This is a genomic window from Acinetobacter sp. OYA S30, assembly GCF_033599315.1.
Lineage (GTDB): Bacteria > Pseudomonadota > Gammaproteobacteria > Pseudomonadales > Moraxellaceae > Acinetobacter > Acinetobacter baumannii.
On sequence record NZ_JAWVAV010000039.1, the window covers coordinates 1 to 22,408 of the forward strand.

The 22,408-nt window shown below is 38.5% G+C and carries 21 protein-coding genes, 1 other RNA gene and 1 pseudogene; 11 read left to right on the forward strand and 12 right to left on the reverse strand.

Going from position 1 to position 22,408, the window contains the following annotated elements:
• Positions 1–194: 194 nt before the first annotated feature.
• From R5R67_RS15730 to R5R67_RS15750, 5 genes are all read right to left on the reverse strand, one after another.
• The gene (locus R5R67_RS15730) at positions 195–983 is read right to left on the reverse strand and encodes an SH3 domain-containing protein (protein ID WP_009519001.1); all 789 of its coding nucleotides are present in this window, start codon (positions 981–983) and stop codon (positions 195–197) included.
• 3 nt (positions 984–986) lie between these two features.
• Entirely contained in the window at positions 987–2,354 is a 1,368-nt protein-coding gene (locus R5R67_RS15735) for a tyrosine-type recombinase/integrase (RefSeq protein WP_009519005.1), read from the reverse strand.
• A 150-nt stretch (positions 2,355–2,504) separates the two neighbouring features.
• Positions 2,505–2,689: non-coding RNA, 6S RNA (gene ssrS, locus R5R67_RS15740), on the reverse strand.
• A gap of 93 nt (positions 2,690–2,782) precedes the next feature.
• A complete protein-coding gene (locus R5R67_RS15745; protein ID WP_000003719.1) occupies positions 2,783–3,067 on the reverse strand; it encodes a cell division protein ZapA in 285 nt (94 codons plus the stop codon).
• Positions 3,064–3,624, reverse strand: a complete 561-nt coding sequence (locus R5R67_RS15750; protein ID WP_000893185.1) for a hypothetical protein — start codon at positions 3,622–3,624, stop codon at positions 3,064–3,066. Before R5R67_RS15750 ends, R5R67_RS15745 begins: the two co-directional genes overlap by 4 nt.
• A gap of 64 nt (positions 3,625–3,688) precedes the next feature.
• On the opposite strand from R5R67_RS15750, the gene R5R67_RS15755 reads away from it, so the two are divergent.
• The 5 genes from R5R67_RS15755 to R5R67_RS15775 all read left to right on the forward strand — a co-directional run bounded on the left by R5R67_RS15755 (position 3,689) and on the right by R5R67_RS15775 (position 8,641).
• Complete coding sequence (locus R5R67_RS15755) at positions 3,689–4,321, forward strand: UPF0149 family protein (protein WP_001150153.1); 633 nt, start codon at positions 3,689–3,691, stop codon at positions 4,319–4,321.
• A 67-nt stretch (positions 4,322–4,388) separates the two neighbouring features.
• Complete coding sequence (gene pepP, locus R5R67_RS15760; protein WP_000775465.1) at positions 4,389–5,711, forward strand: Xaa-Pro aminopeptidase; 1,323 nt, start codon at positions 4,389–4,391, stop codon at positions 5,709–5,711.
• A 31-nt stretch (positions 5,712–5,742) separates the two neighbouring features.
• A complete protein-coding gene (locus R5R67_RS15765) occupies positions 5,743–6,951 on the forward strand; it encodes an FAD-dependent monooxygenase (protein ID WP_001187361.1) in 1,209 nt (402 codons plus the stop codon).
• Positions 6,948–8,180 (forward strand): FAD-dependent monooxygenase, encoded by a 1,233-nt coding sequence (locus R5R67_RS15770; RefSeq protein ID WP_000005682.1) that lies wholly within the window; start codon positions 6,948–6,950, stop codon positions 8,178–8,180. The genes R5R67_RS15765 and R5R67_RS15770 overlap by 4 nt, the downstream gene beginning before the upstream one ends.
• Before the next feature lie 209 nt (positions 8,181–8,389).
• Positions 8,390–8,641 carry a hypothetical protein gene (locus tag R5R67_RS15775; RefSeq protein ID WP_000129799.1) on the forward strand — a complete coding sequence of 84 codons (252 nt, stop codon included), beginning with the start codon at positions 8,390–8,392 and terminating at the stop codon, positions 8,639–8,641.
• A gap of 54 nt (positions 8,642–8,695) precedes the next feature.
• On the opposite strand, the gene R5R67_RS15780 is transcribed toward R5R67_RS15775, so the two are convergent.
• Positions 8,696–9,097: a MerR family transcriptional regulator gene (locus R5R67_RS15780; protein WP_000058923.1), complete on the reverse strand. Its 402-nt coding sequence runs from the start codon at positions 9,095–9,097 to the stop codon at positions 8,696–8,698.
• A gap of 65 nt (positions 9,098–9,162) precedes the next feature.
• Between R5R67_RS15780 and R5R67_RS15785 the strand changes: the two genes are divergently transcribed.
• Complete coding sequence (locus R5R67_RS15785; protein WP_000896580.1) at positions 9,163–9,804, forward strand: cation transporter; 642 nt, start codon at positions 9,163–9,165, stop codon at positions 9,802–9,804.
• A 57-nt stretch (positions 9,805–9,861) separates the two neighbouring features.
• On the opposite strand, the gene R5R67_RS15790 is transcribed toward R5R67_RS15785, so the two are convergent.
• Positions 9,862–10,464 (reverse strand): LysE/ArgO family amino acid transporter, encoded by a 603-nt coding sequence (locus R5R67_RS15790; protein WP_000950251.1) that lies wholly within the window; start codon positions 10,462–10,464, stop codon positions 9,862–9,864.
• Positions 10,465–10,571: 107 nt separating this feature from the next.
• Here R5R67_RS15790 and R5R67_RS15795 point away from each other — a divergent pair, with 107 nt between their 5' ends.
• Positions 10,572–11,462: a LysR family transcriptional regulator ArgP gene (locus tag R5R67_RS15795; RefSeq protein ID WP_000887357.1), complete on the forward strand. Its 891-nt coding sequence runs from the start codon at positions 10,572–10,574 to the stop codon at positions 11,460–11,462.
• Positions 11,463–11,464: 2 nt separating this feature from the next.
• Here the strand turns inward: R5R67_RS15795 and R5R67_RS15800 are convergent.
• Both R5R67_RS15800 and rsmI read right to left on the reverse strand, forming a co-directional pair.
• A pseudogene (locus tag R5R67_RS15800) lies at positions 11,465–11,851 on the reverse strand (hemin receptor).
• 94 nt (positions 11,852–11,945) lie between these two features.
• On the reverse strand, positions 11,946–12,782 hold the full coding sequence (rsmI, locus tag R5R67_RS15805; RefSeq protein WP_001275979.1) for a 16S rRNA (cytidine(1402)-2'-O)-methyltransferase: 837 nt from the start codon (positions 12,780–12,782) through the stop codon (positions 11,946–11,948).
• 193 nt (positions 12,783–12,975) lie between these two features.
• On the opposite strand from rsmI, the gene R5R67_RS15810 reads away from it, so the two are divergent.
• The 3 genes from R5R67_RS15810 to R5R67_RS15820 all read left to right on the forward strand — a co-directional run bounded on the left by R5R67_RS15810 (position 12,976) and on the right by R5R67_RS15820 (position 15,032).
• Positions 12,976–13,377 (forward strand): YraN family protein, encoded by a 402-nt coding sequence (locus tag R5R67_RS15810; protein WP_000959396.1) that lies wholly within the window; start codon positions 12,976–12,978, stop codon positions 13,375–13,377.
• A gap of 80 nt (positions 13,378–13,457) precedes the next feature.
• Positions 13,458–14,165: a BON domain-containing protein gene (locus R5R67_RS15815; protein ID WP_318754975.1), complete on the forward strand. Its 708-nt coding sequence runs from the start codon at positions 13,458–13,460 to the stop codon at positions 14,163–14,165.
• A 3-nt stretch (positions 14,166–14,168) separates the two neighbouring features.
• A complete protein-coding gene (locus R5R67_RS15820) occupies positions 14,169–15,032 on the forward strand; it encodes an alpha/beta hydrolase (protein WP_001048903.1) in 864 nt (287 codons plus the stop codon).
• A 22-nt stretch (positions 15,033–15,054) separates the two neighbouring features.
• Here the strand turns inward: R5R67_RS15820 and nudC are convergent, their stop codons facing one another.
• The 3 genes from nudC to dnaQ all read right to left on the reverse strand — a co-directional run bounded on the left by nudC (position 15,055) and on the right by dnaQ (position 18,955).
• Positions 15,055–15,798 carry an NAD(+) diphosphatase gene (gene nudC / locus R5R67_RS15825; protein WP_001292948.1) on the reverse strand — a complete coding sequence of 248 codons (744 nt, stop codon included), beginning with the start codon at positions 15,796–15,798 and terminating at the stop codon, positions 15,055–15,057.
• The gene (locus R5R67_RS15830) at positions 15,798–17,441 is read right to left on the reverse strand and encodes a hypothetical protein (RefSeq protein WP_001289248.1); all 1,644 of its coding nucleotides are present in this window, start codon (positions 17,439–17,441) and stop codon (positions 15,798–15,800) included. Before R5R67_RS15830 ends, nudC begins: the two co-directional genes overlap by 1 nt.
• A gap of 134 nt (positions 17,442–17,575) precedes the next feature.
• A complete protein-coding gene (gene dnaQ, locus R5R67_RS15835; protein ID WP_318754977.1) occupies positions 17,576–18,955 on the reverse strand; it encodes a DNA polymerase III subunit epsilon in 1,380 nt (459 codons plus the stop codon).
• Positions 18,956–19,187: 232 nt separating this feature from the next.
• On the opposite strand from dnaQ, the gene R5R67_RS15840 reads away from it, so the two are divergent.
• Positions 19,188–22,403 (forward strand): lytic transglycosylase, encoded by a 3,216-nt coding sequence (locus tag R5R67_RS15840; RefSeq protein ID WP_002061299.1) that lies wholly within the window; start codon positions 19,188–19,190, stop codon positions 22,401–22,403.
• Positions 22,404–22,408: the final 5 nt, after the last annotated feature.

The window sequence follows — 22,408 nt, forward strand, 5'->3', positions numbered from 1 at the left end:
ATTGGATATCAAAACTAAAGTAATAGCTGTGCAGAATGATATGTTAAATAATTGTAAATAGGTAAATTTAAGATAGGTAAGGTGAGTTGGAGGCTCCATAAGTAGCTTTTACCTTATCTATCTTTACTTATAGGTTCGTAGTTCACGTACATATTTTATACCTATATTTTTCTAATAAAATTACGAAATTGATATTATTCTAATCTACGTATATAAGCTTCTGATACATATCCCTCAACATCTAGATTGTTAATATTCACTTGAACTTTTACCCAACCATTGTTTGCTTCTTCATATACTTTTAACAAAGAGTTTGGGGGTATCGTAATAATAATATCACTAGTAATATTGGGTTGTGATCGTAAATTCACATATGAAACACTTACGCCCTTACACTCGACAGTATTAATAAAAAAATTTATAGCCTCTATAGAATCATTAAACTGATCTAAGTTTTGAATATAGAAACAAATAATAATGAATAAAATATATAAAAAATCCTTTTTGAAACCACTATAATTATCGTTGTTGTTAGTAATTGAAGAAGTATCTTGGAGCTTTAAATCTTTCTCAATCATTTGACCGAAAATATTAAGATCACTATCATTGGGAATTATTTCTCCATTTAAATAGGGTATATCTTTTAATATGAACTCTTTAATAAAATCATCAATAAATTCTTTTTTATCAAATATCTTAAAAATATAACTATTATTTTTTTGAAGAACTTTCAGCTCATCAAATATCTTGTAATCATTTGTTAGAGGCTTTTTAACTATTGTATTGTTAATTATTTTTGTCCAAATTTTTAAGTCATTACTTAAATTTAAATCTTTAAGTTTGAATAAATTTATAAATAGTTCCTTATTGTTTTTAAAGCTCTCTATCATTAACTTGTTGTTAATTTTATTAATATCTTTTTTTTCTTCAGATGGTTCATTTTCAATCCTAAAGTTTTTTTTAATTTTTTTATTTTGGTTCATAAATTAATTTCCTTGAGTTGTAATTTTAAAGTTATCTAAAACTTGAGTATGATGATCTATTAATGCTTGAGCTTGATTTCTCGATTCATTTTTTTCAAAATACAAGCGATTTTTAATCAAAGCTTTAACTGGTTCAGAAATAATTACATCTTCTATCATATTCATAGCTTTCTTTAAATCATCGAAAGAAACTTGAATATAGCCATCGGTCACATCGTTATCATCATCGTCAGTGGTGTGATTAATTAGTCTTTTAATCGTATAGCTTCCTATGGCCAAGCTATTCGCAATAGTGCCAAAGGTTCGGCGTAAATCATGGAACGTAAATTCGATACCAGAATTCTCAGTTACCTTTTCACGTGCAGCTCGGCGGTCTGAAATATGGGAAACACCATTTCTATCGGTAAAGACATATTTATTATCACCGGCACGTTTTTTACGTTCACGCATAATGTGCCAAAGGGTATCACCCATAGGTAGCAAAAGATCCTCATGGTTCTTTGTATTAACGATTTTGATAGTACCGAACGGAAGGTCTACATTTTTCCATTCGACAGCTTCAGCCTCACTACGTCTAAAACCAGTTAAAGCAAGTAAAAATAAAAAGTCTTGGTTTGTGTAGGCTCTAAAATCATTATTCTGTTCACCTTGCCAGTAAGTGGTGGCAACGGCCAGTGCCCATGCTTCGCGCTGATCTGCACGAACATGGCCTTTTCTACGTTTAATTTTATTGAAAGCTTTTTCTTCTTTAACGATAACAACCGGGTTTTTTATATTTAGAATTTTATTCCCAGATTCATCCTTATACCTGCTAATCGTATGATTAAAGAGGGCATGTAAAAATTTTGATGCAAGATTAGCTCGGGAAGGGCTTGCTTCCGAAAGCTTCAGATGGCGATCAATAATCATTGAACTGGTAATTTGATCAAGTTTTAAATCTTTCCAATCACTAAAGTAGTTCTCTATACATCCGTCATAAGCAATTAAAGAAGTTTCGGCTAGCTTTTTACGCAATTTATAGTATTGGTAAGCTTCACTAAGGGTAGGGACTAGCTTTTGTAAGGCATCATTTTGAATTGCTGAAGCTCGTATATCACGCTTTTGCTTAACTGGATCTACACCTTCATCCATCATAATTAGCAAGCGTTTAGCTTCAGTTCTGGCTTGTTCTAAAGTATAGACACCATGTTTGCCAATGACTTTACGTTTTGATTTGCCGTTTGGCATTTTCTTTTCAGCAAAATAGCTTTTAGTTTTGCCCACACATAAGCCAAATCCTATAGTTACTGTATCTCTGTAAAAGATTTGTTTCTCTTCAGACAAAGGAATAGAGTCTATTACCGATTTAGTAAATTTAATGTGTTGAGCCATCTTTAATTTAAGTAATACAAAGCAATACCTAACGATACAACACAATAATTGTGAAGTCTATTAAGAGTCTATTTTGAAGGATTAGTCTATTAAAAAAGAGGATTTTAAATAGGGGATTTTGTTTTAAGTTATTGTTATCTATTTAAAAATAAATGCTCCGAAGATGCCGCTGCATGTCGTTACCCTTGAACCCTAAAGTTCAAGGTGGAGGTGACGCATACTTGCTGGGTTTCCTACTCGGGGTAGGCATACGCTCTAAATATGCAGAACACCATCCTAAAGAGATGATATCGGCTCAGGGGAATCAGACCGGCTGGCGAACATCCCAGAGACAGCTTTAGTATAACTGATCTGACTTCGTTGGCAATCATCTGAGCCTATCGAACTGTAAACTTACTTTGCGTTTGATGAAGCTTTATGCGAATTGTTTACACTATTTGTTCAACATCTTCCAAAATAGTCTGGAGTAAACGTTCACAATGCGCATATTCTTGCAAAGATTTATTTAAACTTAATACTTCTTGAGTAAGCTGTAGAGCTACCATGATGACAAGTTTATTATGCTCAACACGAGGTGCACTACGGCGCATATCGTTGAATTTTTCATTGAGAAGCTCAGCTGCACGTTCAAGCTCTTCTCTTTTATCAGAAGTCGTTGCAAGCCTAAAAGTTTGTTCAATCAGCCGAAGCTCTACCATGACTTGTTCACTCATGATTGTGTCTCCTCACCAGCTTCAGCATTTGGATGAGCAAGTTGCTGAATTTCTTGCGCATGTTGATCTTGAGCAGTACCTAAAATTGCTAAACGTTGAATGATGGCTTCAACTTTTGCTTTGGCAAGTTCATTTTTTTGTAACAAACGGTCACGATCTTGCTGCAAGTCGTGTAACTCTTGTTGAGTTTGACGTTGCTGTGACTGAAGTTTTTCTTTGGTAACGCGTAATTCATTACGCTCTGCCAAAATTTCCTGAAAACGATTTTTTAAATCGGTCGTACTTTTTTCTAGGCGGCTGTAACGCTCTGCAAGTGTGTTAGCATCTTGATTCAATTGTTGAAATTGGCCTTGTAACTGAGTGAGTTGCTCAGTTAATGTCTCAATTTCCTCTTGTTTTTTAGTGATGATGCTATTTTTTTGCACAACTTGTGCGTGATGCTCTGTTTCAGCCAGTTCTTTAGCTTCCGAGAGAGCAGAATTTTCACTCTCTAGATGATGTAAGCGTGTTTTTAAAACGCCAATATGCGCTTGTAGACGCTGTAATTGTTCTAACATAACGAGGTCGCACAGAATTGCAATCAAAGGTAATATATACGAAGTATAGAGATTGGATAAACGAATGCAAGACGATATTTCAGGCTGGACAGAATGGAACGCTCATTTTGAAGGAATTGAAGAAATTTCAAGCCCTAGTGAGTTACATGGTTTATTAACAGGTATTGTTTGTGTGACAGAAGCGCCTACGCGTGAAGAATGGACACAAATCTTAACAACTCTTAATGTGCCTGAGTTAAATGAAGAAGCTTTAGCGCTTTTAACAGATGAAGCAGAAGATGTAGCACATGCATTATCGGAAGATGAATTGGACTATTTACCAATGCTTCCAGATGATGAACATCTTCTTCAAGACCGTGTACAAGCGTTGTCAGATTGGTGTGCTGGCGTTGTGCTCGGTTTTGGTTTGGCATCGGGACATGTTCGTACAGATGAGCGTGAGTTGATCGAACATTTGCAAGATGTTGCAGCAGTAGAATTTGAAGACTCTGATAACGACGAAGAAGGCGAAAGCAGTTACGAAGAATTGTATGAATTTGTACGCCTTATTCCAGTGAGCTTATCTATTGGTAGAAAGAAAGTAACAGTGGCTGAAAGTTCATTGTTGAAAAACTTTTATGCAAAAAGTAAAACTTCTACTGTAGGCACCGCAGATCAAAATATTGTAGAAATGTTTACACCACATCGCCCAAGTTAATTGAGGCGATGTGTTATTGGCTGTGTTTAATTTTTTGACTTTAAAATTCTAAATCAAGTAGATCATTATGAAATTGCCTCAAGCTGATTTTCAACATCGCAGAAACCGTCTAGCAGAAAAAATGGGTCCAAACAGCATTGCGATTATTGCGACGCGTGAGGAAATGTACCGTAATCGTGATGCGGATTATAAATTCCGTGCCGATAGTAGTTTTTTCTATTTGACGGGTTTTGCAGAGCCTGAGGCAGTTGCTGTCATTGAAACCTTTGATGACGTTACTGACTATAGCTATAGTCTTTTTTGCCGTGAACGTAATCGTGAGATGGAAATCTGGAATGGTTATCGTGCGGGAATTGACGGCGCAATTGAAGAGTACGAAGCAGATGAAGCTTATGCAATTGATCTGCTTGATGAAGAAATTATTGAAAAATTATTAAATAAAGAGCGTCTTTATTATCGAATCGGACACAATGCTGCATTTGATGCCAGAGTAAGCCAATGGATCAAAAAAGCGAATGCCGAGCATCGTCATGAAGCCGCTCCAGCCCAGTTAGTTCAACTTGATCGCATTATTGATGAAATGCGGTTAATTAAATCACCGCAAGAAATTGAGCTGATGCAAATTGCTTCAACAATTAGTGCTAAGGCACATACTCGTGCAATGCAAACTGTTCGCCCCGGCATGATGGAATATGCATTAGAAGCCGAGCTCAATTATATATTTGGGCAAAACGGCTGTGTACCTTCATATAACAGTATTGTTGGTGGCGGTGCCAATGCTTGTATTTTGCACTATGTTGAAAATAACCAAGCTCTTAAAGACGGTGATTTAGTTTTAATTGATGCTGCATGTGAATATGAGTTCTATGCATCGGATATTACCCGTACTTTTCCTGTAAACGGAAAATTTAGCCCCGAACAAAAAGCATTGTATGAGGTGGTATTGGCCTCTCAATATGCGGCGATTGATGCAGTACGTATAGGTAACTCATACCGTGAGCCTCATGAGGTTGCAGTCAAAATTTTAACGGAAGGCTTAGTTGATTTAGGTTTGCTCAAAGGTGATGTGAGTGAGCTGATTGAAACAGAAGCTTATCGTCAATTTTATATGCATGGTACAGGCCACTGGTTAGGTATGGATGTACATGATGTCGGTTCTTATAAAAAAGATGACGACTGGCGCCAATATGAAGAGGGCATGGTTGTTACTGTTGAACCCGGTTTATACATTGCACCAGATGACGAAACTGTAGATAAAAAATGGCGTGGTATTGGCATTCGTATTGAAGATGATGTGGTCGCAACCTCAAAAGGCCCACGAGTTTTAACTGCCGATGTAGTTAAAGATATTGCAGATATTGAACATTTAATGGCGCAAGCTAAAGCATAATTAAACGTATTCGCCAAAGGAGCAAAACTCGATGCAACAACAAGTGATTATTGTAGGTGGGGGTATGGTGGGTTTAAGCCTTTCCCTCATGCTGGCGAAGGCTAATATCGCGGTAAAGCTATTAGAAGCTGTGAAATACCCAAACTATGATGATCAAAATGTTGCCCCTTATCATTCCAGTTTTGATGCGCGGAATACGGCTTTATCACGTCGTAGCGTACAGATTTATCAGAAGTTGGGGTTATGGGATGCCTTACAACAGCATGCCACTCCAATTTTGCAAGTTCACATTACTGAACAAGGCAGTTTTGGAAAAGCACGTTTAATTGCAGAACAAGAGAAAGTCGAAAGCTTTGGGCAAGTCATTGAAAATGCATGGCTCGGTCGTGTTTTATTAACTCAAGTACGTCAACAGCCTTTGATTGAACTGATTGATGGCGTACAAGTAACTGCTTTAACTCAAGATGCTGAACAGGTACATATTGAAGCTCAGCGTGGTGATGAAGTCTTAAAGCTTGAGTCAAAATTATTAATTGCAGCAGATGGGCGCGATTCTTTCTGTCGTCAAGCAATTGGTGTGGGTGTTGATGTCCACGACTATGATCAGGTTGCGATCGTTACGACTGTTCAGACTTCAAAACCGCATGAGCATGTAGGGTTTGAACGTTTTAGTGCATTAGGGCCTTTAGCTTTGTTACCATTACCGGGTGAATACCGTCGCTCAGTGGTATGGCCTGTTAAAAAAGGCACTGAAGGTGAGTGGTTGGGTGAAGAAAACGACCAACACTTTTTAGATGCTTTGCAAAAAACTTATGGTGACAGAGCGGGTAAATTTGAAAAAACGGGTAAACGCTTTAGTTATCCGCTTTCACAAGTGCTTGCGCATAAACAAGCTGTTGGACGCGTTATTTTAATGGGTAATGCAGCGCATACAATCCATCCTGTTGCTGGGCAAGGTTTTAATTTATGTCTGCGTGATGCAGATGTATTGCTGCGTTATTTAGTGAACCAGTTAAGCGCATCTGATGATATTGGTAACCCAGATAATTTACTTGCCTATGAACAAGCCCGTTTATCTGACCAGCAGCGAGTAATTAAATTCTGCGATACCGTAGTTCGTGGCTTTAGTAACCAAAACCCATTATTAAAATTAATCCGTAATACGGGATTAATTGCATTTGATGTCATTCCGGGTGTGAAGCCACTGGTAGCAAACTATGCAATGGGGTTAAAAGCATGAGTGAAGTGTTAGATGTCGTCATTGTTGGTGGTGGACTAGTTGGTGGCTTAACTGCTTTATTACTTGCACAAGGTGGTGTACAGCCTACCGTGCTTGATGCTGCCCCTGTACTTGATGTTGAAAAAACATTAAGCGTGATGAATCCACGTGTTTTAGCACTTAGCCAAGCGACGATTCATTTACTTAAAACAGTCAATGTTTGGGATGATCTGGCACGTCAAATGCCTTATACCGGCATGCAAGTGTGGAACTTAAATGGCTATGGTGAAATTAATTTTGGCCATGAGTCTGTACAAAGACCAATGCCAGAGCAAGCCTTGGGTTCTATGGTTGAGCCAAGTGTATTGAATGTTGCTATTCAACAAAAAATGCTTGAGCAGTTAACAGACTATCGTACTCAAGTTCGTGTTACCCGTATTGAACAAGGTGTCGGGTGCTGGCATATTCAATTGGCAGATGGCACGGCACTTAAAACTAAACTGCTTATTGGTGCTGATGGCGCCAATTCATTTGTACGTGAGCAAGCCTTTATTGATCTAGATGTACTAGATTACAAACAAGCAGCGATTAGCTGTGCGATTAAAACGTCTAAGCCTCATCATTATGTTGCTCGGCAAATCTTTTTACCTACTGGACCTTTGGCATATTTGCCGATGGCTAGTCTTGAAGAAAGTGAAAACGGCTACTGGCAGTCCATTGTCTGGACACTACCAGATGATTATGCCGATGAATATTCAGCTTTAAGTGATGCTGAGTTTATGCAACTTCTAACTTGTGAAAGCCAACATATGTTGGGTGAAGTGCTCGATGTTCGTTCAAGAGCCCAATTTCCATTGAAAGCGCGTGCCGCAAAACAATACGTTAAAGATGGCCTAGCCCTCATTGGCGATGCAGCTCATGTGATTCATCCACTTGCTGGACAAGGGGTGAATATTGGTTGTTTAGATGCAGCTGTACTCTGTGATGCACTATTGCATGATTTAGGTCGTGGTGTATGGGCGCATGAACAAACCTTAATGCGTTATGAACACCGCCGTAAAGGACAGAATGATGCGATGATGCATAGTATGTCGGCAATTGGTTGGCTAGAAAGCAGTGAGCTATTTCCATTGATTTGGGCCCGGAATGTGGGACTCAAGCAAGTTGAACAAATTTCGTTCTTAAAAGAGCGTTTTATGCAACAAGCAAATGGTTTAGGGGCTTTACAAAACACCCAGTATAGTCGTTAAAATAATTACGAAGTTTATGCTCTACTGATCTAAATAAATATCAGTAGATATTTTTTAAACAATCATTTATATATCATTACCAATTCGGTCAGAAAAGATACGGATTTGACCAATTTGGCTCTTTGCTAAATGCAAAGAGATTGCTAAATTTCTGAGGTCTTGAAGACCATAGCGATGATGCAATACAAATCATTGTGGGGAGTGTAAAAATGACAGATATCAATGATTATGAAGATGCAGAAGATTCTGCTGTAGATGAAGATGAAGCCAAAGCGGCTGAAAGTGGTGCAGCTGATGAAGAAGCAGGCAACTTAACTGATGCCGATCTTGCAGAAGCAGAGACACTTACCGTAACTGCGAAACAAAAACAACGCCAAGCGTTGGAAGATGAAGTCGCTGCGTTTTTAGCTCGTGGCGGAAGAATCACAGAAGTTCCACCAGATGAACATAGCGATCGTTAATATTAAAAAAGCATCACTTGAGTGATGCTTTTTTATTGCCCGTTTTATGATGATTTAAGGATGGTTTTGTAGTTCTTTTAAAATGCCGCATTCATCTACTGTACGGTCAGTAGAGCAGTGTTGTTTTAAATCGATTAGGGTTTCTTTTAAAAGCAACAGTCGCTCAATCTTTTCCGATACTTCTATCAAGTATTTATTCACCAAGTTATCAACTTCTGTACAAGCCCGTTTCGGCTGAGCTTTCATTTCTTTTAGCGTTTTAATATCACTGAGAGAAATATCTAATTCACGGCAATGTTTAATAAATAATAGGTCTGCAAGTGTTTGATCTGTGTAAACACGATAATTATTTTCTGAGCGCTGAATTCGGTCTAACACACCTACTTTTTCGTAATAACGAATAGTATCGATCGGGACATCTGCTTTTTTTGATAATTGACCAATAGAAAGACTCATAAGACTTGACTCTGGAGCTACTCAAGGGTTTTTAATCACTATAAAAGAGTTTTTGAGGAAATAAAATGGCTGGATGTGGATGTGCTTCAACCTGCTCTCCTACAAAGAAAGCAAGCCCGCGCTTTAGAAAAGCGTTATGGATTGCTCTTGTAATTAATGCACTCATGTTTGTCGTTGAGATAGTCGGCGGTTATAAAGCCCAATCTGTTTCATTATGGGCAGATGCATTAGATTTTGCAGGAGATGCAGCAAATTATGCTTTGTCTTTAGTTGTACTCTCGATGAGCCTTTATTGGCGCGCAACCGCAGCTCTTGTTAAGGGTATTACGATGGCCGCTTTTGGTTTCTTCGTCATTGCAAAAGTGGTATGGTCATTTTTTCATGGAGTTTCACCTGAACCGATGGTTATGGGGGCAATTGGGGTAATGGCTTTAATTGCTAACGTTTCCGTTGCTTTAATGCTTTATGCATTTAGAGATGGCGATGCCAATATGCGCTCTGTCTGGTTGTGTAGTCGAAATGATTCTATCGCCAACATTGCTGTTGTTTTGGCTGCTGTAGGCGTGTTTGGAACAGGCACTATATTTCCTGATTTGTTCGTAGCCTTTGTTATTGCATATTTAGGTGTATCTTCGGGTTATGCTGTGATTAAGCAATCATTACAAGAAAGAAAACAATCCAAGTTAATGTTGGGTTCAGAAGCTTAATTTTGATTGCATACAAAAGTACCATGCTTACATGGTACTTTTTTGTTTTTGAATGCATTAGATGAGAAGTGATATTGCGATACTCCACATAACGCAACCAATCATGAAATCTAAAATTTTCCAAGCTTTTGGATTGATAAATAATGGTTTTAGAAATCTTGCACCATAGCCTAGACTGAAAAAGAAAATCCAAGAGGCAAGAATGCTGCCTAAGGCAAAACTGATTTTATCTTCTAGCTGTGTCGCAACCGAACCAATCAGTACAATGGTATCTAAATAGACATGTGGATTCAGCCAAGTAAAGGCAAGACAGGTTATAAGTGCTTGGGTTAAAGTCTGCTTTTGGCTGCTATCAAGCTCCATGCCTTGGTTAGTTTTAAACGCGGCATAGAAGGCTTTTGCACCGTAGACGAATAAGAACGTTGCCCCTAAATATTTAGCGACTGTGATTAAGATGGGTGATGCTGTCATAATTTCGGCAAAACCTAATACACCACAGGCGATTAAAATTGAATCGGACAGGGCACAAATTAAACATAGCCAAAATACATATTGCTGTTTAAGCCCTTGCTTTAGAACAAAAGCATTTTGGGCACCAATTGCTACAATTAAGCCGCTACCAATACCTAAACCTTTAAAAAACACACTCAGAGAAAGCATAACCATTAAGCAGAAACAAATCAGATGGGGGAATTATCTGACTTTTTATTAAGAAATAAGTAAAATTAAGAATATTTAGGTTTGGCTAAAAATAATTTAGGTTTTGTATGTTGGATAGTAAGCAGTGTGAAGCTTTTCTGGCGGTTGCAGAAGTCGGAAGTTTTGATGCAGCAGGAGAGCATTTATGTATAACTCCCTCTGCTGTATCACTACGTGTACAAGCCCTAGAAAAATATTTAGGGCAGATTTTAATAATACGTGGCCGTCCATGTGTGCTTACACAAGCAGGGCAAACTTTACTCCAGCATTTACGTCATACAAGGTTAATGGAGCAAAATCTATTACAGGGTTTAATGGGCAAATCATCCGACTCAGAATTTTATAAAATTGCGTTGGCTTCAAATGCAGACTCATTAGCAACTTGGCTTTTACCCAGTATTCAGCAAACACTTTTTAAAGAAAAAATAGTATTAGAACTAAAAATTGATGATCAATCTCACACGCATACTTTGCTAGAAACAGGTCAGGTCAATGCATGTATTACAGCAGAAGAGCAGGTGATGGCAGGCTGTTTAGCTCAGCCTCTTGGTAAAATGCGCTATAAAATGCTGGCATCGGCTGAGTTTGTAAATCGGTGGTTTAGTGGTGGAATTAACCGAGAAGTTTTAAGAAAAACACCGGCGGTTATTTTTAACCATAAAGATTTAATGCATTCAGAGGTTTTATTAAAAGGATACGGTTTACCAATGCAGAGTTATCCTTATAGTTTTATTCCGGCGACAGATGCTTTTGTTAAAGCAATTCAACTAGGTTTAGGCTATGGCATGGTGCCTGAACTTCAGGTTCAACCATTACTCGAAAATGGAACACTTGTTGATATTATGCCTGAGGCTCAACTTGATGTTCCTTTATATTGGCATCACTGGAAAAGACAGTCGAAACAACTTGATGTACTGACCGAGACCATTGTTGAATCAGCAAAACAGATATTGAGATAATTTTAGATCTTGGTTTTTAAATGGCGATTTGAAATGTGTTGAATATAAAACTCTATATCTTGTACTGAGTAACCTAAAAGTTGTCCGATTCTACGGTCGAGTTCTAGGCGCTCTTCAAGTTGAGTTGCTTTTAATGACCTTTCAATACATAACATGAGTTCATTCAAATCTGCTAAAGACGCATCTTTATAGATCAACATAATTGAAAAGGGGAGAGACAGAGAAGTTTCAATGTCTTTACTGATCATAGACAAAGACCCTTGTTCAAGATGCTTTATAAATTCAATGGGTAATAACTCATAAAAATAAGCGATAGGTTTTTTGCCTTAAAGTAATAATTCTAGTTCTTGTCCTTCATGCGGGCCAAGTTTTCCAAGTGATTCAGTCATATCAATACTCTTATTTTTTAATCTTTAATATTGTTATGCAAAATTTATGCGAGGTGATGACATAGGCGTTGGTCATCACCGTTTAGTTAATAAATTAAGATTGTGTTAACTCAAGCGCACGTTGATAAGCGACTTTTTTCTTAATACCCGTTAAATCAGCAGCCAGTTGAGATGCTGCTTTAACTGATAAATCTTGAAGTAAGCGCTTTAAAAGTTCATCTAGTTTTTCTTGTTCCAGATCGGTTTTTTCTGGTGCACCGCCAACTACAAGAACAATTTCACCTTTTTCTTGGTTATGGTCATTTTCAATAAAACTAACCAAATCTTTTAAGGTCATTTTTTTGATTGTTTCAAATGTTTTGGTAATTTCACGCGCGAAGCCTACAGGGCGGTTTTCACCAAATACTTCAGCCATATTTTTTACGCATTCTAAAATACGATGTGGCGCTTCATAGAAAATTAAGGTTTGAGTTTCATTTTTAAGCTTTTCGAGTTGCGAAATACGTTGAGAAGCCTTTGATGGTAAAAAGCCTTCAAAACTAAAACGGTCACTTGGTAGGCCTACAGCACTTAAAGCAGCAATTGCAGCACATGCACCTGGTACAGGTACAACCCTAATACCATTTTCTTGAGCAGCACGGACCAGTTTAAACCCAGGGTCACTAATAAGTGGTGTGCCTGCATCACTAATCAAAGCAATATTTTCACCAGTAAGTAGCTTTTGAACTAACTGCTCAATTTTGTTGCTTTCATTATGGTCGTGGCATGCGGTAAGTGGGGTAGATATATTATAGTGTTTGAATAATTGAGCTGATTGGCGTGTATCTTCGGCAGCCACAATAGAAACTGATTTTAAGATATCAATTGCACGGAAAGTCATATCATCTAAGTGCCCGATTGGGGTGGCTACAACAAATAACTGAGCACTCATTTGGTTTTTACTCCGTACAGATAAACAATTTTAATGGGTTAGTGTACCCGAAATTATGTTTTTGGCGTGAACAATGTCAGTAGGCTTTTTATTTTTCGAAACATCTGCTTTTGATTTGTTCAATTCAAAAATAAAAAGGCATAGAACCGGCATTAACAGTATTTACATTTTTAATTGGGGAAACAAAAAAATTATGTTAGTTGCACAGCAGTTGGGCCAATGGGCGGAACAAACAGCACTAAAACTTTTAAAAGAACAAAATTATGAATGGGTCGCCAGTAATTATCATTCACGCCGTGGAGAGGTCGATCTGATTGTAAAACGCGGTAACGAATTGATTTTTGTTGAGGTAAAAGCGCGAGGGCAGGGAAATTATGGTCAAGCTTGTGAAATGGTGACCTTGAGTAAACAGAAAAAAATAATTAAGACGGCGATGAGGTTTTTACAGCGCTACCCATCTTATCAGGATTTTTATTGTCGTTTTGATGTGATTTGTTTTGATTTTCCACAGAAAATTGCAAAAACAGTACAGCAAGACTTTTCGAAATTCCATTATGATCTGCAATGGATCGAAAATGCATTTACTTTGGATTAAGAGTTCATTACTCTTTTGAGCAAATTAAAGACCGATGTTTTATGATCAAGCCAAGAAGAGATTGATAGGAGTCTGGTGGAGTGTTGAAACGTATTGCTGTAACAGCGCTTTGTGTCGCAAGTTTGTCAGGTTGCGCAAGTTTTATTTCTGGTGGAACAGGTACAGCTCCAGTTGGAACAGATAGTGGTGTACGTAGCTTAGGCCAAGTATTTATTGATTCTTCAATTAAGCGTACAGCGAATATTAACCTCTATAAGCTTGATCAGCGTTTTAAACAATCTCGTATTAACATCGAAAGCTTCCATAGCACAGTATTGTTAACTGGACAGGTGCCAGACCCATACTTAAAACAGTTGGCAGAAGACAACGTTAAAGCCATGAGTGATGTGAAAGCCGTACATAACTATATTACGGTGGGTAACAAAGTAAGCTATAACACGATCATGCAAGATGCTGGGGTAACCGCAAATACACGTGCTTTATTAATGAAAGCGCCAGTAGTATCGGACAGTAAAATACTGGTCCATACCGAAGATGGTGTTTTATATGTGATGGGGCGTTTAAACACAGCTGAAATTAATGACTTAAACAATGTGCTTCAAAATGTCGGTAACGTAACTAAGATTGTAACGCTCATTGATAATATTGATTTAGCGCCTGCTCCGGCAGCGAGTACTGCCAGCGCAACAACTACACCAGTAATTAATAATGTTCTTGCTCAACCAACAGTTCAAACTCCTGTTGCAATTGATCCGGACCAAACAGATCCAGCATCTTCTGCACAATAAAATATGAACCTGATTGAACAATTACAAAGCAAAATTGAGCAGGCGAGAACTCTTTATAAAGAGTTCCGTCTGTATGATTTGGGGAGCTTTGCTTTAAACCGTTTTACACCAAAAGATGGTTTTGAGCAGGTTTTAAATGTGCGTTATGGCTTAAAGCCTCGCCATCGTCTAGATATTTATCGTTCTACTAAGCGCTTAGCTCATCGACCACTCATTGTTTTTGTACATGGTGGTGCTTGGCAACATGGTAATAAACGAGACTATTTATTTGTGGGTGAAGCGTTTACGAAAGAAGGTTATGACGTTGCTGTCATTAACTATCAGCTCGCACCAAAGAATATTTTTCCAAGTTATGTAGATGACTTAACACAAGCGTTAAACTATTTACACCAGAACCAAGAAAAATTGGAAATCTCGACAGAGAATATTGTGCTTATGGGACATTCGGCAGGTGCATTTAATGTGATGTCTGCTGTTTATCATCCAAAGCCAAATACAATTCAATGTTTAGGTAATATTAAAGCAATTTTTGGTTTGGCAGGTCCTTATCATTTTGATTATAAAGGTGATCCGCTTGCCGAAGATGCTTTTGATCAAAGCATTTCTTATAAAGAAGTGATGCCATATTATTTTGTAAATCAAAATCATATTAAGCATTATCTGCTCATGGCTGAAAATGATCAGCTTGTAAAAAAAGAAAATACCTTTGATCTTGATCAGGCACTTAGACAAAGCGGAAATCACAGTCATATCGCTGTGATTCCTAAAACAGGTCATATTACAATTTTGGCGAGTTTATCGAGTTTTGTAAGTCATTACTTCCGAACTAAACGGACCATTTTGCACTTTCTGGATGAAGTATTCTAAAACATCTGTTTGAGAGCGCAGATTACTTCGCTTGAGTAATCTGCGTAATCATTGCGTGTGCAATACTGCCTTTAAATGGAATTTCAGGTAGCTGATCAAATTTAAAGAACTGCGCATCGGCAATTTCATCTTCTTGCAAAGAAATTTCACCTGACTCATATTCAGCTCTAAATGCAATCATGAGATTGCTTGGAAAAGGCCAAGGTTGGCTTGACATATATTGGATATTTTTGAGTTTAAGTCCCACTTCTTCTAAAGCTTCGCGCTGAACAGCTTCTTCAAGCGTTTCCCCAACTTCTACAAATCCTGCGATCAAGCCATACATATTGGTTTTATTGTGAATAGATTTCGCCAATAAAATTTCATCATCGCCTTTAGTAATGATGGTGATAATACATGGGTTTACACGCGGATATTGGTGGTAGCGACAAGAAGGGCACACCATAGCATATTCTGTAGGGTGTACTTCGGTAGCATGCCCACAGTGGCTACAAAACTTGTGATTACGTCGCCATTCGAGCAACTGTACAGCACGACTTGCCTGTAAAAATTGTTCTTTTGACCAGTTGGAAATAAGTTGACGAATTGGAACGAGTTGCAGACCTTCCGGAATGGCTTCTTCACTCAACAGGTCACGTGCAATGACCTGTTCATCATGAGTGAAAAGCAGATCACTTGCTAACTTTTCGACTTTGGGTAATTGAAGGTTTTGGTCAACCAATAATTGTTGATGATGAAAAATATAAGCAAGTGATAACTCAGACATTAAGCTGCCTTTTTTTGAAGTTGTTGACTACTTAGCAATGCTACATCAAACATGGATTGTAGAACAGGCTGTTTATTTTTTAAATTGTCAACTAACATATCTAGCCCAGCTAAAACGTTAAAAATACAGTGAATCTGATCATGATTGAAAGGCTGATTTTGATCGATTTGCTGTTGTACAAACTTGGCAGTTTCAAGTAAAGCATTTTGTTGAACTGTACTTCCTAAAAATTCAGCCGCGCCAGCCAACTCTTTTAAAGAGCCTGCAATTGCTTCAATATTTTGAGTTTGATCGTTGGCATAGAGAGTCAAACTTTGGCATACAAAATCGGTTAAATTTTTGGTCTCATTCAATAATGTCTGATGTGCTTCATCTAAACGATCTAGAGAGATATTGGTATTGTTCACACGAATTTGTAGACGGTTAGATGAATAATGGCGCACCAAAATACCAATAGCATTCATGGCAGATAAAATGCTTTTCATCAACTGCTGAGCATAGTTTTCATTACTCAATATATTGATTTGGCTTAAACTGCTGGCTTGTTGAGAAAGCTCTGAAGCAGCTTCATTTAAGTTGAGTAATTTAAAAGTATGAGCAAGCTGCATAAGATTGCTTTGTAGTTGCTGAGCTTTTTCTGGTGACATATTTTGGTAGTTATATTCAATATCATTACGAACTTTGTTCATTTCGCTTAAGATTAATTGACTTACCGTTTGCATGGTATCAAAGTCTGGACCATACAAGTGTTGGCTCAGTGCTTTAAGTTGAGTGTCGGTGAGAAACTCATGACCAATGTTTAACTGACTACGGATATGCTGCGCAAGTTGGTCTTCTTGTCCAATCACAATACTCAGAATATCTGCTAGAGCAGTTAAGTTTGCTTCAAAGCCTTCAGGTGAAGCTAAAAATAAACTTATGGCATTTTCAAGGTTAATGAACACACGTAGGCGAGCATCATTTAAAACAAGTTCATCAATATGGTTAAAGGCAGAGTTGACCAATTGCCAGTATTGCTGGCTTGGTTGGCCTTGAGCCATGCTCACTAAATAACTGCCAATCAGTTTAAATGCTTGAAAGTCTCGTGCACTTTCAGTTTTATTTAAAAATTGATGTAGGGATAATTTATAAAGCTGATGGATAAACTGAGTTCTTTCATTAATGAGCACTTCGGGTAACGGTAACTCAAGTGAAACTGTTGAAAGCTTTGATGCAATCTGTTGTCCAGAAGAGGTTAGTGACTTATTTAAAGCTTTTTCTAAATTATTTAAGGTGTCTAAAAGAAACTGAGGTACTTCGACTTCACGTAAGCAGATGAACTCAATATAACGTTTAACCATGGTTGTGCCTTCACTTAAAGCAACAACGTCATCGGTATTGATGCGCTCTGGATTCGCCATAATCTTTTGCATCAACTCGGTTGAATATTGAGTGATTTTTGCCAAATACGGAATATCAATGAGACGTAAGACTTGAGTACATTGTTTAAATTGTTCTAATGCATCATCAATACCAAAAGGGAGAGCCTGTTCTTCAATTAAGGTACTTACAGCGCCTTCCACCAGTTTTATTGAATTATCAACTTCATTTTTAATGATGAGTAACGCTGTTGGATCAAATTGAATCGAATTATGCTCAGACATAAAAAATTCCCCTTTGCAAAAAAAATCAATTGTTATATTCGTCATGGCTCAATAGTTTGAGCTAAAAATCTATACGACTAATATAACTTAACTTGCAAAAGGGGAAACTAAAAAAACATTAGAGAATCAAAAATTTATTTTGCAAAAAGGCAAGGTTCTCCATGTTTTTTCTCAAATTCTTTGACCCAAGTCTCATGTATGTTTAGCTCTTCATCTGAAGGGTAAATAACAGGTAATTCAATTTGAACTCTAGCTTTAGTCGTTTTTTGCTGGTCACTTTCACTTTGTGATAGGGCATCCATATCAAAGGAAACTTGACCACCTGTCATTGCCAAGTAAACATCAGAAAGAATTTCAGCATCGAGTAATGCGCCGTGGAAAGTACGGTCACGCGCTGGAATTTCATAACGTCTAACTAAGGCATCAAGTGAGTTTTTCTGCCCAGGATGCTTATTTTTCGCTAAAGCTAAAGTATCGGTAACTTCACAAACTTCTGAAAGAGCAGGTAACCCAACACGTTTAAACTCCATATCTAAGAAGTTCATATCGAAGGTTGCGTTATGGGCAATAATTTCTGCGCCTTTTAGGTATTCAAATAAGGTATCTGCAATTTCTGCATATTTTGGTTTGTCGACCAAAAACTCATCTGTAATACCGTGGACTTGAACAGAGTCACCCACTGGTTTTTCAGGATTAATATAAATGTGAATCGAACTACCCGTAAGCTTACGGTTAATCATTTCGATGGCACCGACTTCAATAATGCGGTCACCATCTTGGAAATAGAAACCAGTTGTTTCCGTATCGAGTATGAGTTGTCTTGGGCCTTGTAATTTAAGCTTGGCTTCAGTCATCACAATTTGTGGATGAATATTGGTATTTTGCTGTTGTTCTTCTTGTTCTACAGCTTCAACTACATTCATTTCTTCATCCGTGACAATCATCTCAACTTCTTGTGTCTGCTCTAAAGTGACTGTTTCATCTTCGGTTGTTTCAACCAGATCGAATCCGAAAGGATCGTCTAGTAACCAGTCCTGTTCAGGCTTTTTTATATCTTGCGATACAGTGGCTGACTGTGGTTGCTTAAGTTCTTGAGCAGTTTTGTCTGCACCTAAATTCGCAAGTTGGTCTGCCATTTCATTACCTGCATGTCCTGCATGGCCTTTAATCCAGTTCCATTCAATATTTCTACCCGCACAAACGGCATCGAGTTTTTGCCATAGGTCAGGATTTTTAACATCTTTCCAGTTTTTCTTTTTCCAACCATGAATCCATTCTGTAATGCCTTGCTTCACATAATTTGAGTCTGTCCAGACAATTATTTGAGCATCAGGAGGGCAAAAAGAAATTCCTTCAATAGCCGCAGTAAGTTCCATACGGTTATTTGTTGTGTCGGGTTCACCGCCAAATAATTTATGTTCACCCTGTTCGGTAATGACATATGCACCCCAACCGCCTAAACCCGGATTGCCACGACATGCACCATCAACATACAGTGTGATTGTTTGAGACATAAATCGAAACCTAAACTGAAAGAAAAAGAGCTGAATTTGGTGTATTGTATACGCAAAAAGTTCGGTTCCATCGTTACAAAGCAAGCTTTTTTTAATTTCTTGTAACATTTCCATGCAAATGACATTAAATTATTGCCTTGTCTATCTTGCATGCTTTACTACAATGGCATCGAAGACCTAGGGTTTGTGGGCAGACCCCAAGAAATATTACGCGAGTTGTTTGGAAGTTTTTATGTATAAACCAACCACATTTGTGTGGCAGCCATCTGCAGCATCATTATTCAAAATTACAGTCCTTAGCTCTGCTTTAGCTGCGTTGGGTATTACAACAGGCTGTTCTTCGACTCCGCAATCTGCAAAAACCTCGAAAACAAAACAGGTGAGTGGAGCAGGCTATCTTGATGCAAGCAGTCTGGACTCTTTAGAAGACTTACTTTCAGCAACAGATATGCGTGCTGTAGAGGGTGACCGTTTACTTATTTTAAAACACGGTGATGTCTGGAAGCGTATGGCCGTAGGCTTCAAAATGGACCTCAATCATTGGGATCCACGTATTGAAGCGCAGCGTAGTTGGTTTATCTCACGTCAGCCCTACCTTGACCGCTTAAGTGCTCGCGCAAGTCGTTATTTATATCATACTGTTAAAGAAGCAGAACGCCGTGGTCTTCCAACCGAACTTGCGTTATTACCAGTGATTGAAAGTTCATATGACCCAGCTGCAACAAGTAGTGCGGCGGCGGCGGGTTTATGGCAATTTATTCCTAGTACTGGTCGTATTTATGGTTTACAACAAACGGGTATGTACGACGGACGCCGTGATGTTGTGGAATCTACTCGTGCTGCCTATGAGTTTTTAGGAAGCTTATATAACCAGTTCGGTTCATGGGAATTAGCTTTGGCTGCTTATAACGCTGGTCCGGGTCGTATTCAACAGGCGATTAACCGAAATCAGGCTGCTGGTTTGCCAACAGACTATTGGTCACTAAAATTACCGCAAGAAACCATGAACTATGTTCCGCGTTTCTTGGCTGTCGCTCAAATTATTAAAAACCCACGTGCTTATGGGGTTTCGTTACCTCCGATTGCAAACAGGCCCCATTTCCGTGAAGTTACCTTATCTGCACCATTATCTTTAAATGAAATCGCGTCGGTGACGGGTCTTAGCCGTGCTGAGTTATATGCATTAAACCCAGGCTATCGTGGTGAAACAGTAGACCCTGCAAGTCCAATGCGTATTTTGATTCCAGCTGATATAAGTCCTTCAGTGGATAACAAGTTAAAAGGAATGAAAGCAGGTGGAAGTTCAGGCTGGTGGGCAAGTGTTACTTCGCCGTCTAAACCGACCACAACGACTTCAACTTCAGTCACAGTTAGAACTACTCCATCAACTCCAGCTCAGCCAGTAAGACCATCGACACCTGCTAAAACAAGTAGCAGCTCGGTAACGGTAAAAACTGCAACACCTCGTGGTTCTGATGCGCTAGCTGCTTTTGCAGCGTCAGCTGATGTACCAAGTGCACCACGTATTCCTGTTGCGGTCACTCCGGCTGCAAATATCAAACCTGTGAGAACGGAACCGCCAATTTCAGCAACTGAACGCGAGAAAATTTTAGCGGCAGTGCGTGCTGAAGGGGAAAAGGAAACAGTTGATCAAGCTTTAGAGCCTCAAGCTACTCAAGCTGAAAAAGATCAAGTTGTTGCCGAGTTAAAAGCACTTGCACCTCAGGGTACAGAAATTGTCGATCCGTATGACGGCAAAATTAAGTTAACCGCAATTCAGACCAGCCAATCTGTTGCTGAGCAGCAAGGTAAAGAAGTAAGTAAAGGTTTTGCTTATCCAAAAACTTTAGCTGAAGATGCAACTCTTGCAAACTCTGAAGATGCTCAGCGCAATAAAGATAAGCCTTATATCAAGACTGATACAGATGTTGTGGTTGTACAACCTAAAGGTAAGCGTAGTACTTATACAGTACAACCGGGCGATACTTTAGCAGTTATTGCCATGAAGAATGGTGTGAACTGGCGTGATGTAGCTAAATGGAACCAGATTGACCCTGAAAAGACTTTATTTGTAGGAACCAGTCTATATCTCTATGATGCTAAGCCTCAAGAGGCGGAAACTACGGCAAAATCGGCATCTAAACCTGATGTCTATGTTGTTCAAGCAAATGACAGTTTAACAGGAGTGGCAAATCAATTTAATTTGTCAGTGAAACAGCTAGCTGAATATAACGATTTGTCTGTAACAGATGGCTTGTTTGTAGGGCAAAAATTACAGTTAAAAGAACCTAAAGGTAATCGTGCTGCTAAAGTAGAGCCAAAGGCAATTCAAGCAAGTACACGTCGTATTGCAACAAAGAGTTATACGGTTAAACGTGGCGAATACTTGAAATTAATTGCAGACCGTTATGCATTATCTAATCAAGAGTTGGCAGACCTAACACCAGGGTTATCAGCTGGTAGTAATTTAATTGTAGGCCAAAAAATTAATGTACCTGCAAAAGAAATCACTGTTGATGAAGTTGATGACAGCAAGGCTTCTGGTAAATATGAAAAGCTTGCAGCAGGTCCATCATATAAAACTGAAAGTTATAAAGTACAGCGTGGCGACACATTATCAAGCATTGCGACCAAGTCTAAAATTAGCCTAGCTGAGCTTGCTGAACTGAACAACTTAAAAGCCAACAGTCATGTCCAACTGGGACAAACTCTAAAAGTTCCGGCTGGTGCATCAGTTCCTGACCAATATGTTGTGCAGTCAGGCGATAGCTTAAATGCAATTGCAGCTAAATATAACTTACAAACTAGTTATTTGGCTGATTTGAATGGCTTGTCACGTACTGCAGGCCTTCGTGCTGGTCAGCGTTTAAAATTAACTGGTGAAGTTGAAACAACTAGCAAAGTTTCGGCTAAAAATACCAAAGAAGAAACGCCAGAGACCTACACAGTTAAATCTGGTGATAGCCTAGGAAATATCGCCAACCGCTATCATTTACAGTTAGATTATCTTGCTGCATTGAACGGTTTGTCTCGCAACAGTAATGTTCGTGTTGGTCAACGCTTAAAATTAACAGGTGATTTACCAACAGTAGAAACAGCTAAAACGGATACGGCAAAATCATCTCCAAAAGCTGTAGTTGCAGGAAAAAATACTGAAAAGTATACGGTTAAAGCTGGTGAGTCGCTAAATGCTATTGCGAGTCGTGTGGGTATTTCAGTTCGTGAACTTGCTGAAATGAATGCATTAAAAGCAAATGCCAATTTACAGCGTGGACAAAATATTGTGATTCCAAAAACTGTAGTGGAATACAAAGTCAAACGTGGTGATACCTTAATTGGTCTTGCGAGTAAATATGGTTTAGAAACCACTTTACTGGCGGAACTCAACAACCTAACACCGTCGACTCAATTGCGTATTGGCGATATCATTAAAGTGCCTAATTTATAGAATAA

Coding starts and splice junctions, on each gene's coding strand:
- R5R67_RS15730 (WP_009519001.1), bottom strand. CDS start 983: ATGAACCAAAATAAAAAAATTAAAAAAAACTTTAGGATTGAAAATGAA.
- R5R67_RS15735 (WP_009519005.1), bottom strand. CDS start 2,354: ATGGCTCAACACATTAAATTTACTAAATCGGTAATAGACTCTATTCCT.
- R5R67_RS15745 (WP_000003719.1), bottom strand. CDS start 3,067: ATGAGTGAACAAGTCATGGTAGAGCTTCGGCTGATTGAACAAACTTTT.
- R5R67_RS15750 (WP_000893185.1), bottom strand. CDS start 3,624: ATGTTAGAACAATTACAGCGTCTACAAGCGCATATTGGCGTTTTAAAA.
- R5R67_RS15755 (WP_001150153.1), top strand. CDS start 3,689: ATGCAAGACGATATTTCAGGCTGGACAGAATGGAACGCTCATTTTGAA.
- pepP (WP_000775465.1), top strand. CDS start 4,389: ATGAAATTGCCTCAAGCTGATTTTCAACATCGCAGAAACCGTCTAGCA.
- R5R67_RS15765 (WP_001187361.1), top strand. CDS start 5,743: ATGCAACAACAAGTGATTATTGTAGGTGGGGGTATGGTGGGTTTAAGC.
- R5R67_RS15770 (WP_000005682.1), top strand. CDS start 6,948: ATGAGTGAAGTGTTAGATGTCGTCATTGTTGGTGGTGGACTAGTTGGT.
- R5R67_RS15775 (WP_000129799.1), top strand. CDS start 8,390: ATGACAGATATCAATGATTATGAAGATGCAGAAGATTCTGCTGTAGAT.
- R5R67_RS15780 (WP_000058923.1), bottom strand. CDS start 9,097: ATGAGTCTTTCTATTGGTCAATTATCAAAAAAAGCAGATGTCCCGATC.
- R5R67_RS15785 (WP_000896580.1), top strand. CDS start 9,163: ATGGCTGGATGTGGATGTGCTTCAACCTGCTCTCCTACAAAGAAAGCA.
- R5R67_RS15790 (WP_000950251.1), bottom strand. CDS start 10,464: ATGCTTTCTCTGAGTGTGTTTTTTAAAGGTTTAGGTATTGGTAGCGGC.
- R5R67_RS15795 (WP_000887357.1), top strand. CDS start 10,572: ATGTTGGATAGTAAGCAGTGTGAAGCTTTTCTGGCGGTTGCAGAAGTC.
- rsmI (WP_001275979.1), bottom strand. CDS start 12,782: ATGAGTGCTCAGTTATTTGTTGTAGCCACCCCAATCGGGCACTTAGAT.
- R5R67_RS15810 (WP_000959396.1), top strand. CDS start 12,976: ATGTTAGTTGCACAGCAGTTGGGCCAATGGGCGGAACAAACAGCACTA.
- R5R67_RS15820 (WP_001048903.1), top strand. CDS start 14,169: ATGAACCTGATTGAACAATTACAAAGCAAAATTGAGCAGGCGAGAACT.
- nudC (WP_001292948.1), bottom strand. CDS start 15,798: ATGTCTGAGTTATCACTTGCTTATATTTTTCATCATCAACAATTATTG.
- R5R67_RS15830 (WP_001289248.1), bottom strand. CDS start 17,441: ATGTCTGAGCATAATTCGATTCAATTTGATCCAACAGCGTTACTCATC.
- dnaQ (WP_318754977.1), bottom strand. CDS start 18,955: ATGTCTCAAACAATCACACTGTATGTTGATGGTGCATGTCGTGGCAAT.
- R5R67_RS15840 (WP_002061299.1), top strand. CDS start 19,188: ATGTATAAACCAACCACATTTGTGTGGCAGCCATCTGCAGCATCATTA.